The organism is Corynebacterium lipophiloflavum DSM 44291 (assembly GCF_000159635.1).
Lineage (GTDB): Bacteria > Actinomycetota > Actinomycetes > Mycobacteriales > Mycobacteriaceae > Corynebacterium > Corynebacterium lipophiloflavum.
The window spans coordinates 329,431-341,864 of record NZ_GG667191.1; the positions used below are offsets into that span (position 1 = coordinate 329,431).

Sequence of the window (12,434 nt, forward strand, 5' to 3'; positions counted from 1 at the left end):
CTCGGTTTCTACTTCCTGTGGGGTGGCGTAGTCCAATGCTTCGTGAAGTCGCTTAGTGTTCCACCAATGCACCCACCGCAAGGTGGCCAGTTCGACTTCTCCGACCGACGTCCACGGGCCCTGGGCATGAATCAGTTCAGTCTTGTAGAGACCGTCGACTGTTTCGGCTAGTGCATTGTCGTAAGAATCGCCGACTGATCCCACACTCGGGCGGATTCCTGACTCAGCTAGCGCAGTGGAATACTTCAGTGACACATACTGGCTGCCCCGATCGCTGTGGTGAATTAGCTGGTTTCCATGGATTCGCCCTGCAGTCGTTAACGCATACTCCAAAGCCTCCATCGGCAGCGTGTTGGTGCGCATTGTCGAGCGTGTAGCGACACCAACAATTTTTCGGCTGAATACATCCACGACAAACGCGGTATAAGCGAATCCTGACAGGGTGCGAACGTAGGTAATGTCGGCAACCCAAAGCCTGCCTGGTGCCTGCGCACGGAAGTTTCGGCGCACAAGGTCCGGGCGATGATCCGGTGTCTTCAGGCTGATCGTTGCTACTGGGGTTCGCCCACGTCTGCGGCCAGAAACGCCTGCGAGTTTCATCAGACGTGCGGTCTTGTCGCGACCAATATGAAAGCCTTCACGGTTCATCACGTGCCACACTTTGCGGATGCCGTAGACCGAGAAATTCTCCGCATGCACACGCTGTATCTCTGGGATGAGCAGGCTATCGCTTAAGGCCCTTGCACTGGGAACACGAGTGGTCGCCTTGCGGTAGCCACGAGAGGTGATGAATCCACGATCTGCCTGTTTTAGAACTCTGCAGATGGCCTCGACCCCAAATTGATCTTTGTACGCGTCGCTGTAGGAGATCATTTGGTCGTGGGTCGGTCGAGTTCCGCCGCGAAAAAAGCCGAAGCTGTCTTAAGAATCCCGTTTGCTCGTTTCAGTTCGCGGTTTTCTCGACGCAGACGCCTGAGTTCTTCTTCCATTGTTTCGCCGCCTGAAGCGTCAGAATTATCGCGTACTGAAGCGCTGTCACGGTACCAAGCCCGCAACGTGTGGTGGGATACACCAAGCAGCTCACCGACCTCCGTGTAGGCGCGTTGCAGTGAGCAAGACTCCAGGCGGACCATTTCGATGATCTGATGGACCGCCTTCTCCTTGAACTCGACGGAATACTTTCTAGGCATAGTTCAATCCTTCCTTAGCTGAGGTACGAACTAAACCCAGGACGCTTCACACCGGCTCTTTTGACGTCGTTAAGCGAGCTAGCTCTTTTCCTCCCCGACCTTGGTGTCGTCGCCCTCTTCGAGCATCTCAATGAGGGTCTCCTGCACCTCGCGGCGGCGGATCTTGCCCGTCATATCGCGGGCGAGCTCCTCGAAGTGGTAGAAGGTGCGCGGCACCTTGTACGCGGTGAGACGCTCGCGGGCGTACTCGTGCAGCGCATCCGACTCGATGACCGCGCCCTCGCGCAGAGTCACGCATGCCACCACGTCCTCCGAACCGTCCGTGCGCGGGCGGCCGACGACGGCGATGTCATCGATGTCCGGGTGCTCCTTCATCACCTTTTCCACCTCGTCCGGGTAGACGTTGAAGCCGCCGGTGATAATCATTTCCTTGATGCGCGAGACCAGGCGGACGAAGCCGTCGGACTCCATCACACCCATGTCGCCGGTGCGGAACCAGCCGTCGTGGAACGCCTTCTCGGTTGCCTCCGGCTTGTTCAGGTAGCCCTTGAACACCTGCGGGCCGCGGGCCAGAAGCTCGCCCGGCTCGCCGTCCGGCATGGTCTCGTCCAGGTTGTCCGGGTTGGCGATGCGGATCTCGGTGTTCGGGAACGGCAGGCCGATGTAGCCCGGGCGGTGGTTGCCGTCCATCGGGTTGGCGGTCAGGATCGGGGAGGTCTCGGTCAGACCGTACCCCTCGACGAGGCGGCCGCCCGTGATGTTCTCCCACTTCTCAATCGTCGACTCCGGCAGGGTGGACGCCCCGGAGAACGAGTTGCGGATCGTCGGGTACGTCTTGTCGTTGGCGATCGCCGCCTCGGCGATCTTCTCGTAGAGGGTGGGTACGCCCGGGAAGAACGTCGGGGGGTTCTTCTTCATCGCCATGGCGATCAGCGGCGGTTCCGGAGCCGGGACCAAGATCAGCTCGGCGCCGGTGCCGATGGCGAGGCCCATGGTGAGGGCCAGGCCGTAGACGTGGAACAGCGGCAGGATCGCCATAATCTTCTCCTGCTCCTTGCCCAGGTCCTTGACCCAGGCCAGACCGGTCTTGAGCATGGAGTTGAGGTTGCCGTGGGTGATCTGGGCGCCCTTCGGCGGGCCGGTGGTGCCCGAGGTGTAGAGGATCAGGATGGTGTCATCCTGCGTGATCTCTTCCGGGGCCTCGAAGGGCTTGTCCAGCAGCAGGGACGACCACGGCATCGTTGCCGGAGCGTCGCCCGTGAGCTGATCGCGCAGCTGCCTGGTCTTCGGCAGGGGCAGTGACAGGGCGAGGCGGTACTTCAGCGCCATCTCGTCGATCATGTTGACCGAGACGATGGTGGACAGCGGGGAGTCCTTGCGCAGCTTCGAGATCATCGGAGCCGCCTTGTCCCAGACGATGGCGACCTTGGCGCCATGGTCTTGGAACTGGGGGAGGAGCTCCGAGGCGGTGTAGAGCGGGTTGTGCTCGACAACGATCGCGCCGAGGCGTATTACGGCGGAAAAGGCGATGATGTGCTGTGGGCAGTTGGGCATGACGAGCGCGACGCGGTCACCCTTTTTGACGCCCAGCTCCTGCAAGCCCGCCGCGGCCTTCAGGACTTTTTCGTTGAGGTCCGCGTACGTCATGGTCTTTTCGAAGAACCAGGTCGCCGTACGGTTGGAGTGCTTCGCCAAGTTGCCTTCGTAGATGTCGACCAGGGTGTCATCGCCTAGCTCAACCTCGTGCGGTGTCCAGGGGGCGTAGTGGTTCAACCACGCCTTTTCTTCGAATGCGCCCATAAGAGACTCCTTCGGGTTTTCGTTGACAATGATGGGTTCTTTATTAGTATAAAGAAAATATCGTGGCCCGTATCACAAATGGGGCGAAAGGTAACGTCAGTCCTTTTCCAGGTGGGGTCTCGCCTTGCGAGCCGCGTGAAATGAGGTAATAAATTGTGCAAAGGGGTGCACACAACCACAGGGGGAACTGCCATGCACGACGCCGCGCGCCTTGGCGAGCACTGGACCAATCAAGAGCTGCTGCCGCCGCCGGGGCTGGACCAATCGACGCTTCTCAACCCGGTCGCCGCGCCGCCGCGGCGCGGTTGGCGGCGGATGCTCCACACGGCTTCCGGCGGGCGGATCAACCCGGGCGGCTCCCGCAAGGAGTTGCAGGAGCAGCAGCTTATCGACGCCATCCGCGCCCCGTTGCGCGGCGATTACCGCATCGCCGTGATGTCGCTGAAAGGCGGGGTGGGCAAGACAACCACCACCGTGGTACTCGGGGGAGTGTTCGCCCAGCTGCGTGGCGACCGGGTGATAGCCATCGACGCCAACCCGGATCTGGGCACCTTGGCTCAGCGCGCCGCAGTGCCGACCCCGGCGACGATCCGCGACCTGCTCGCCGCGCGCGACACATCGCGCTACGCGCAGGTGCGAGCCTTTACGCACCAGGCGAACTCGCGCCTCGAGGTGATCGGCTCCGAGCGCGACCCGGCGGTCAGCGAGGCGTTTAGCGAAGCGGACTACCGCCGCGCCGTGGACATCCTGCAGCATCACTACAACGTCATCCTCACCGACTGCGGAACCGGGCTGATGCATTCCGCCATGTCGGGCGTGCTCGATCTGGCCAACTCGCTGATCCTGGTGACCTCCCCGGCACTCGATGGCGCGCAATCGGCGGCGGCCACGTTGGACTGGCTGAGCCTGCACGGCCACGACCAGCTGGCCGCGAACGCTGTGGTCGTCGTCTCGACCAATGCGCCGGGCAAGCCCACCATTGACATCGCCAAGCTCACCGAGCACTTCGACATGCGCGCACGCGCAGTCCACGTCATCCCCTACGACCGCCACCTCGCCGAGGGAGCGGTTGTCGAGCTCGACCGCCTCCACCCGCGAACGGTGCGGGCCTACCGGCTGCTCGCCGCGGAAGTCGCCGCCGACTTTGGTTCCTGGCACCGTCACGCCGCCTATTAACCCGACTGGGCCCAACTGGCAACTAGCGTCTCTAGAATCGGTGCCATGCGCGTCGCGATGATTTCCATGCACACCTCCCCGCTCGAGCAGCCGGGCACCGGGGACGCCGGCGGCATGAACGTCTACGTCCTCAACATCGCGCGCGAGCTCGTGCGCGGCAGCGTCGAGGTGGATATCTTCACGCGGGCGACCCGGCCCAGCCACGGCGAAATCGTCGAAGTCAGCGAAGGCCTGCGCGTGATCAACATCGTCGCCGGGCCTTACGAGGGCCTGGCCAAGGAGGACTTGCCGACGCAGCTTGCCGCGTTCGCCGGCGGGATCCTGCAGTTCTCCCGCACGCACAACCTGTCTTATGACCTGATTCATTCGCACTACTGGCTTTCCGGCCAGGTGGGGTGGCTCTTAGCCGACCTGGCGCGAGTCCCGCTGGTCCACACAGGGCACACCTGGGCGGCGGTTAAAAACGCGCACCGCTCCCCGGAAGCGGAGCCGGAGGGCGAGGCGCGCCGCATCTGCGAGCAGCAGTTGGTGGACAACGCGAACACCGTGGTGGTCAACACCCCGGACGAGATCGCGGAGTTGGCGCGGCACTACGACGTCGACCCGGCGAAGATCGCCGTGGTCACCCCCGGCGCCGACACGGAGCTTTTTACCCCCGGGTCGAACCGCAACACGGAGCTGGCGCGGCGCCAGCTGGGCATCCCGCTGCACGCCAAGGTTGTCGCGTTCGTCGGCAGGCTGCAGGATTTCAAGGGCCCCCAGGTGCTGATCCGCGCGGCCGGGGAGCTTCTGCGGCGCAATCCGGAGCGCGACGTGCACGTCCTGATCTGTGGTGGGGCGTCGGGAAGCGATTCGAGCGTGGAGCGCTACCGCGCGCTCGCCCGCGAGGAGAAGATCGCGCGCCGGGTCCGCTTCCTCGGCCCGCGACCGCCCGAGGAGCTGGTGGCAATTTACCAGGCGGCCGACATCGTCGCGGTTCCCAGCTACAACGAGTCCTTTGGCTTGGTCGCCGTCGAAGCGCAGTCGACGGGAACCCCCGTGGTCGCGGCCCGAGTCGGCGGGCTCCCGCTGGCCGTAGCCGAGGGGGAAACCGGGGTGTTAGTGGACGGGCACGGCACCGAGGCGTGGGCGGACGCGCTCGAGCAGCTGCTTGACGACGACGCCCGGCGCATCGGAATGGGCACCGCAGCGGTGCAGCACGCGCGCCGCTTCAGCTGGGCGGCCTCGGCGCGGAGCCTGAGCCGGGTCTACGCGGACACTCTCGCCGAGTTCGTCCCGGGTGGTGCGCCGCGGGAGCCGTTCGGTGGTTAATTGAGCAGCAGGGAGCCGGTTTTCGTGGCATGCTAGACGCATGAGCAACGGAAAGCTGATTCTGCTTCGCCACGGACAAAGCACGTGGAACAAGTCCAACCAATTCACCGGCTGGGTCGACGTCGACCTGACCGAGAAGGGCGAGCAGGAGGCCGCCAACGCGGGCCAGCTGCTCGTGGACAAGGGCATTCTTCCCGACATCGTGTTCACGTCGCTGCTGCGCCGCGCGATCCGCACCGCGAACATCGCACTCAACGCCGCCGACCGCCACTGGATTCCCGTCGAGCGCAACTGGCGCCTCAACGAGCGCCACTATGGCAAGTTGCAGGGCCTGAACAAGGCCGAGATCCGCGAGGAGTTCGGTGAGGAGCAGTTTATGACGTGGCGGCGCTCCTACGACACCCCGCCGCCGGAGCTGGCCGACGACAACGAGTTCTCCCAGGCCGACGACCCGCGTTACGCGTTTTTGCCGCAGGTGCCGCGCACCGAATGCCTCAAGGATGTCGTGGAGCGCTTCTTGCCGTTCTACGAGGACGTTATCCTGCCGGAGGTTCTGCAGGGCAAGAACGTGATGGTCGCTGCGCACGGCAACTCCCTGCGCGCGCTGGTCAAGTACCTTGACAACATCTCCGACGAGGATATCGCGGGCCTGAACATTCCGACGGGCATGCCGCTGGTCTATGAAATCGGTTCCCGCGGCGCGGTGCTCAACCCGGGTGGCACCTACCTCGACCCGGAGGCAGCCGCCGCGGGTGCAGCGGCTGTGGCCAGCCAGGGCAACCAGAAGTAATTGCGACTTGTCACCCGTCCTAGCGTTCGTCCTCGGAGCAATTGCCGCCACCACGGCGCTGCTGATCGCGTACTGGTTTGACCGGCGCGCGAAAGCCGCATCCACGCCCGAGGATGAAGACAACAACGTCAGCACCATGAGCCAGGTCCTGCACTTGGCCATCCAAGGTTCCACGACCGGGTTTTTGGTGGTCAACCGGACGGGCCGGGTGATCTTGTCAAACCCCCGTGCGCACGAGATGTCCATCGTCCACGGCCGGACGGTCAACCCGACGGTGATGGAGACGGCGGCCGAGGTGTTCGAGGACCTGGAAACGCGGACCATCGACCTGGAATTGCCCAAACGCGCCACGGGGAGCCTGGTGCGCAGCGTTCGGGCCGTCGTCAAGCCGCTGACACTCACAGACACGTCTTTCGTCATCGTCTACGGCACCGACGAGTCCGAGAACGTGCGCATGGAGTCCGCGCGGCGCGATTTCGTGGCCAACGTCTCCCACGAGCTCAAGACGCCGGTGGGCGGGGTGTCTCTGCTGGCCCAGGCGTTGCTGCAGGACCCGGGCGACCCCGAGATGGTGACCTACTTCGGCGAGAAGCTGCTCAAAGAGTCCCACCGCATGGGGGACATGATCACCGACCTGATCAGCCTGTCCAAGCTGCAGGGAGCCGAGGCGCTGCCCGACATGGCGCCCGTGCGTGTCGACGATGTCATTGACGACGCCATCCAGCGCAATCAAGTCACCGCCGACAACCGCGAAATCGAGCTGACGCGCTCTCCCCGCACCGGCATCAAGGTGATGGGGGACCGGGCGCTGCTGACCGCCGCAGTGTCGAACCTGGTGTCCAACGCGATCAACTACTCTCCGAACAACCAACCGGTGACCATCACCCAGAAGGTCGTGCGGGATTCGGTGATTCTGATCCGTGTCACCGACCGTGGCATCGGGATCGAACCCGAGGATCAGAAGCGTGTTTTCGAGAGGTTTTACCGCGTGGATAAGGCGCGCTCGCGCGCGACGGGCGGCACGGGTTTGGGATTGGCCATTGTCAAGCACGTCGTGGCCAACCATGGCGGTAACATCAAGTTATGGTCGAGGCCCGAAACGGGGTCCACGTTCACCATCGAGCTGCCGATATACACCCCCGAGGCTCAGGTCACTCTGGCCGATCGGGAGTCGGAGCAGCCCGGCGCGCAGCCTGCTGAACCACAGGCAGGTTTGAGGCAGGCGGTCAACCGGGTTGCAATGCGCCGTAAGGAAAGGGAGAAGCAATGACGACGATTCTCATCGTTGAAGACGAAGAATCTTTGGCCGACCCGTTGGCCTACCTGCTGCGCAAGGAGGGCTTTCAGGCGATCGTCGCCCCCGACGGGCAGAGCGCGCTGAGGGAGTTCGACAGCGATTCAGTCGATTTGGTCCTGCTTGACTTGATGTTGCCCGGGATGAGCGGAACCGACGTGTGCAAGAAGATACGCGCCGTCTCCGCTGTGCCAATCATCATGGTCACGGCTCGCGACTCCGAGATTGACAAGGTTGTCGGCCTGGAGCTCGGCGCCGACGACTACGTGACCAAGCCCTACTCCAGTCGCGAGCTCATCGCGCGCATCCGCGCCGTACTGCGCCGCGGCCCCGAGGTCGTGGACGAGGAGGTCGAGGCCGACGAGCGAATCCTCGAGGGCGGCCGCGTGAAGATGGACGTTTCGCGCCACACGGTTTTCGTCGACGGCGAGCCGGTCTCCATGCCGCTGAAGGAGTTCGACCTGCTCGAATACCTGATGCGCAACCCTGGCCGGGTACTCACCCGCGGCCAGCTCATAGAGCGCATCTGGGGCGCCGATTACGTGGGCGACACCAAGACCCTCGACGTGCATGTCAAGCGTCTGCGCACCAAGATCGAGGTCGCGCCGTCGCGCCCCACCCAGCTGGTGACGGTGCGGGGTCTGGGCTACAAGTTCGAGGCCTAGCTGGCGGGGTGCGTCGCTTTGGCGTCGTCAGGCAAGGCGGCGCGCGCAGTGCAATGCTTCTCGACGACCGCGTACGCCGCGGGCCCGATCAGCGCCGTGAGCTCGTCCTTCATCGAGCGCCACACGGGGGTGCCACCCGGGGTGTGGCAGTTCGTAGCGCTTGTGCACCACCAGTCGAAGTCCTCGCCCCCGCCGCCCCACTGACGCCGGTCGTACTCGCCGATGGTGGTGCGCAAAACCTGCTCGCCGTCGGAGCGCTCGACCCACTCGTCCTCGCGCGACAGCGGCACCTGCCAGCAGACCTCGGGTTTGGAGCCGATGATGCTGCGGCCCTCCGCCAGGGCCCATTGGTGCAGTGCGCACCCCGGCCCTGTCACCGCATCGGCGCGGTTGGCGAAGATGCAGGCCCCGTCCACCCGGGCCGTTTTCAGGCTCGGCCCATCCTCGCTGTCGTCGCTGTCCTGATCGTCGTCCCATTCGAGCCACGGTTCAAGCACCACCGGGTCAGCGGCCTCGATGAAGGAGTCGACCTCGCCGGGGCGCAGCTGCCAGTACTTGGCGGGCATCTCGGCCACGGCGTTGTAGAGGTCGTCGCGGTCGGACTCGTCCGAGAGGTAGGCGCCGTGGATGCAGCAACCCACCACGGGGAATCCCTCATCGATGCCGTGGCACTCCGGCGTGCCAAACCGGCAGCTCCACGTCGATTCCAGCCACGTGAGATCGACCACGATGTAGTGATTCGGGTCTTCCGGGTGAGAAAACTCGAACCACTCGCGGGGGAAATCCGGGGCAACCTCGCGCCCCGCGAGGATTGACTTTCCGGCGGGGGAGGTGGCGGGAAAACCGAGATAAACGGGGCTTCGGGTTGGTTGATTCACACTTGAGTACCGTAGACCCATTACGCTAGGTGTGTGCGACTAGGTGTATTAGATGTAGGCAGCAATACCGTCCATCTCGTGGCGGTGGATGCCCACAGTGGCGGGCGCCCGACTCCGATGAGTGATTGGAAGCAGCCTCTGCGGCTCGTCGAGCTCCTGGATAAGGACGGGGCGATCGAGGACAGGGGCGTCGACAAGCTCGTCAGCGCGGTGCAGGAAGCGAAAGACCTGTCGATGAACTTGAAGTGCGAGGAGTTTCTCGCCTTCGCCACCTCCGCGATCCGTTCCGCCACCAACTCCGACGACGTGCTGCGCCGCGTGGAGAAGAAGACGGGCGTGGCGCTGCAAATTCTCACGGGCGAGGAGGAGGCACGCCTGACGTTTCTCGCCGCGCGCCGCTGGCACGGCTGGTCCGCGGGCCGGATCACCAATATTGACATCGGCGGCGGCTCGCTCGAGATGTCCACCGGCACCGAGGAAACGCCCGACCTGGCTGTCTCTCTGGACCTGGGCGCCGGCAGGCTGACCCACCAGTGGTTCGACACCGACCCGCCGGAGCGCAAGAAGATCAACCTGCTGCGCGACTTCATCGACGCGGAGCTCGCCGCACCCGCCGAGCAGTTCCGGGCGCTCGGGGGCAGCGGTTTGGCTGTGGGCACGTCAAAGACGCTGCGCACGCTTGCGCGCCTGACGGGTGCCGCGCCGTCGTCAGCTGGGCCTTTTGTGAAGCGCACGCTCACCGCGCCTGGCCTGCGCCAGCTCATCGCGTTCATCTCCCGCATGACGGCTGCGGACCGTGCCGAGCTCGAAGGCATCAACGCGGACCGCTCCCACCAGATCGTTGCGGGTGCGTTGGTCGCGGAAGCCGCGATGAGAGCCTTAAATATTGATAAGTTAGAAATCTGCCCGTGGGCGTTGCGTGAGGGCGTGATCCTGCGCTGGATCGACCAGGGACCGAACTATGAAGGAGAGAGCTAATGTCGGATGACTCGCAGCTCACTGTCGCGGAGCTTCTCTCGCGAGCCCAGAAAGAGAACCCGGGCGCCGACCAGCCGCGCCGCCGGCGCCGCCGCAGCCTTGATGAAGGCGGCGTGTCCGTCGCCGAGCTCACCGGCTCCCTGCGCAAGGTGGAAGCCCGCCCGGTGGAGGCGAAGCACTCGAGTGTGCCCATCGACCCGGTCGAGCCGGAGCCGGCAGACGCATCCGAGACCACGGTGATCAAGAAGGTCGAGGCCGAGCCGCAGCCGCTGCGCGATTCGGTGACCACGTGGTCGAAGTTCCAGCGCCCCGCGCAGGATCCGGTCGAGGCGACCGGGGAAATCCCCGTGGTTGCGGACGCACCGGAGCCCGCGCCAGCTCCCGCGTACGACGAGCCCGTTTACACTGGTCAGGACGAGGTTGAGTCCGGCGCCGAGGTCGCTGCGGAGGCGGCGGTCAACCCGATCTTGCTCGTGCTGTTTGTCTTCCTGGGCCTGCTCGCGGGCGTGCTGGGTTTCATCGCCTTCCAGTGGGTGTGGGCGAACCTGCCGCTGGCGGTCGCCGTGATCCTGGCGCTGGCGGTCACCGTGGCCGTGGTTGTCGGTGTGCGCGCGTTGCGCACCGGTAAGGACGGGCTGACGATGTCGCTGGCGGGTGTGGCTGCGCTCGTCGTCACGCTCGGCCCGGGGTTGCTCAGCGGCCTCTAGCCGCGTCTGCGGGGATGCCCGGGGTTGTGGCACTGTGGGTGTCGTGGATACAGCAAAGAACGCACAAGACACTTCCGCCCACGCCCAGGTTGATCAGCTGGGCAAGATTGCCGTCATCGGCGGCGGCAACATCGGGGAGGCGCTGATCGCCGGGCTCGTCGACGCCGGGGTTGAGCCGACGTCGATCTTCGCCACGAACCGCTCCCCGGAGCGCTCGGCGCAGCTGTCTGAGCGCTACGGAATTATCACGGGCAGCGACAACTCCGAGGCAGTCACGGATGCCGGCATCTGCTTCCTGTGCGTCAAGCCCCCGCAGATCCTCGAGGTACTCGAGGAGATCAGCGACACGATCGCGCGCCACGATGAATCCACCGCGGTCGTCTCGATGGCCGCGGGCATCACGCTCGCCGCGATGGAAAGCGCCGTCTCCGCGGCCGGCACCCCGCTGGTGCGCGTCATGCCGAACACGCCCATGCTGGTGGGCAAGGGTGTGCACGTCGCGGCAAGTGGCCGCTACGTCGATGAGGAGAAGCGCGCCCAGGTGCTCGGAGCGCTGGCCGTGACGGGGCACGTCGTTGAGGTGCCCGAGAAGCTTATCGACGCCGCCACGGCCGTCTCTGGCTCCGGGCCCGCTTACTTCTACTACTTCACCGAGGCGTTGATCGATGCCGGGGTGTCGCTGGGGCTGTCGCGCGATGTCGCCCGGGAGCTCGCCGTGGCCACCGCCTCGGGCGCCGGGGAGATGCTGCTGGGTGAGAAGACTCCGGCGCAGTTGCGTTATGACGTCTCCTCCCCGGCGGGCACGACGGCCGCGGCGATTCGCGAACTGGAGGAATCCGGGGTCCGCGGCGCGCTCTACCGTGCCACGGAGGCCGCGGCGAAGCGCTCGGCTGAACTGGGCCGATAGCCGCTACGTCCCAGCAATCACAAGCGTGTCTTTGGCTTAACTATGAAAACTTGGGAACATTCTGGGCGCTTGAGTCGCACCTTGCCCTCGATTCACGCTAGTCTAGTTAAAGCACGTGCGTGATCGTCCTGTGGGAGGGGAAGCCTACAGCGCGACCGTGCTGAAGGGTAAGTTATATTATGGCTAATGAAGAAAAGGGCAAGTTCCTCACTGTTGCTGAGGTTGCCGAGATCATGCGTGTCTCCAAGATGACGGTGTACCGCCTGGTACACGCAGGCGAACTGCCCGCTGTGCGGGTGGGACGTTCGTTCCGTGTCAACGAGCGCGCAGTCACCGAGTATCTCGACTCCTCGGTGTACAACGTCGGTTAACGGCCCTACCAACCCCCGCTCCGGCTTCCCCCGCGCAACCACGCGGTGTGGGTGCCGGAGCCTTTTTGGTGGCTTCAGTGCCCGGCTGTATGCTGGTAAGCATTCGTGCCAGCGTGCGCGTGGGTTTGTGTGGGCCCCCGAGAGTGCACCTCGTTTAAGGGCCCCGCGTGTGTTCTAGCCCGCTCGCTGCGACCTTCGCCCGCCGGCAGGTATGTACATACAACTAGGAAACGAGGAAACCACATGGGTTCAGTTATCAAGAAGCGCCGCAAGCGCATGTCCAAGAAGAAGCACCGCAAGATGCTGCGCCGCACGCGCGTTCAGCGACGCAAGCTCGGCAAGTAAAACGCCTGCAACTGCGACACAA

Annotated in this window: 13 protein-coding genes; 10 read left to right on the forward strand and 3 right to left on the reverse strand. The window is 64.3% G+C overall.

What is annotated here, in order from left to right:
- Both HMPREF0298_RS11740 and HMPREF0298_RS01645 read right to left on the reverse strand, forming a co-directional pair.
- A protein-coding gene (locus HMPREF0298_RS11740; protein WP_157464353.1) for an IS3 family transposase occupies window positions 1-1,190 on the reverse strand; the annotation gives its coding sequence in 2 pieces (ribosomal slippage) (window positions 1-911 and window positions 911-1,190; 1,191 coding nt annotated over the 2 pieces). This gene is flagged as partial in the annotation.
- 78 nt (window positions 1,191-1,268) lie between these two features.
- Window positions 1,269-2,990 (reverse strand): long-chain-fatty-acid--CoA ligase, encoded by a 1,722-nt coding sequence (locus HMPREF0298_RS01645; RefSeq protein WP_006839347.1) that lies wholly within the window; start codon window positions 2,988-2,990, stop codon window positions 1,269-1,271.
- Window positions 2,991-3,182: 192 nt separating this feature from the next.
- On the opposite strand from HMPREF0298_RS01645, the gene HMPREF0298_RS01650 reads away from it, so the two are divergent.
- The 5 genes from HMPREF0298_RS01650 to HMPREF0298_RS01670 are packed head-to-tail and all read left to right on the forward strand — an operon-like array spanning window position 3,183 to window position 8,226.
- On the forward strand, window positions 3,183-4,166 hold the full coding sequence (locus tag HMPREF0298_RS01650) for a MinD/ParA family ATP-binding protein (protein ID WP_006839348.1): 984 nt from the start codon (window positions 3,183-3,185) through the stop codon (window positions 4,164-4,166).
- 45 nt (window positions 4,167-4,211) lie between these two features.
- Window positions 4,212-5,477 carry a D-inositol-3-phosphate glycosyltransferase gene (mshA, locus tag HMPREF0298_RS01655; RefSeq protein WP_006839349.1) on the forward strand — a complete coding sequence of 422 codons (1,266 nt, stop codon included), beginning with the start codon at window positions 4,212-4,214 and terminating at the stop codon, window positions 5,475-5,477.
- Between the two features lie 40 nt (window positions 5,478-5,517).
- Window positions 5,518-6,267 carry a phosphoglyceromutase gene (locus HMPREF0298_RS01660; protein ID WP_006839350.1) on the forward strand — a complete coding sequence of 250 codons (750 nt, stop codon included), beginning with the start codon at window positions 5,518-5,520 and terminating at the stop codon, window positions 6,265-6,267.
- Between the two features lie 7 nt (window positions 6,268-6,274).
- Window positions 6,275-7,537 (forward strand): sensor histidine kinase, encoded by a 1,263-nt coding sequence (locus HMPREF0298_RS01665; protein WP_006839351.1) that lies wholly within the window; start codon window positions 6,275-6,277, stop codon window positions 7,535-7,537.
- A complete protein-coding gene (locus tag HMPREF0298_RS01670) occupies window positions 7,534-8,226 on the forward strand; it encodes a response regulator transcription factor (protein ID WP_006839352.1) in 693 nt (230 codons plus the stop codon). The genes HMPREF0298_RS01665 and HMPREF0298_RS01670 overlap by 4 nt, the downstream gene beginning before the upstream one ends.
- Here HMPREF0298_RS01670 and HMPREF0298_RS01675 read toward each other — a convergent pair.
- A complete protein-coding gene (locus tag HMPREF0298_RS01675) occupies window positions 8,223-9,125 on the reverse strand; it encodes a DUF3109 family protein (protein WP_006839353.1) in 903 nt (300 codons plus the stop codon). The genes HMPREF0298_RS01670 and HMPREF0298_RS01675 overlap by 4 nt on opposite strands.
- Window positions 9,126-9,137: 12 nt before the next feature.
- On the opposite strand from HMPREF0298_RS01675, the gene HMPREF0298_RS01680 reads away from it, so the two are divergent.
- The 5 genes from HMPREF0298_RS01680 (at window position 9,138) to HMPREF0298_RS11745 (ending at window position 12,412) form a co-directional block, all read left to right on the forward strand.
- Window positions 9,138-10,082 (forward strand): Ppx/GppA family phosphatase, encoded by a 945-nt coding sequence (locus HMPREF0298_RS01680; protein WP_083789481.1) that lies wholly within the window; start codon window positions 9,138-9,140, stop codon window positions 10,080-10,082.
- Window positions 10,082-10,789, forward strand: a complete 708-nt coding sequence (locus HMPREF0298_RS01685; RefSeq protein WP_006839355.1) for a hypothetical protein — start codon at window positions 10,082-10,084, stop codon at window positions 10,787-10,789. The genes HMPREF0298_RS01680 and HMPREF0298_RS01685 overlap by 1 nt, the downstream gene beginning before the upstream one ends.
- Window positions 10,790-10,886: 97 nt before the next feature.
- Window positions 10,887-11,696 (forward strand): pyrroline-5-carboxylate reductase, encoded by an 810-nt coding sequence (gene proC / locus HMPREF0298_RS01690; protein ID WP_040422353.1) that lies wholly within the window; start codon window positions 10,887-10,889, stop codon window positions 11,694-11,696.
- Window positions 11,697-11,875: 179 nt separating this feature from the next.
- A complete protein-coding gene (locus HMPREF0298_RS01695) occupies window positions 11,876-12,067 on the forward strand; it encodes a helix-turn-helix domain-containing protein (RefSeq protein WP_006839357.1) in 192 nt (63 codons plus the stop codon).
- Between the two features lie 243 nt (window positions 12,068-12,310).
- The gene (locus HMPREF0298_RS11745; protein ID WP_003855542.1) at window positions 12,311-12,412 is read left to right on the forward strand and encodes a 30S ribosomal protein bS22; all 102 of its coding nucleotides are present in this window, start codon (window positions 12,311-12,313) and stop codon (window positions 12,410-12,412) included.
- Window positions 12,413-12,434: the final 22 nt, after the last annotated feature.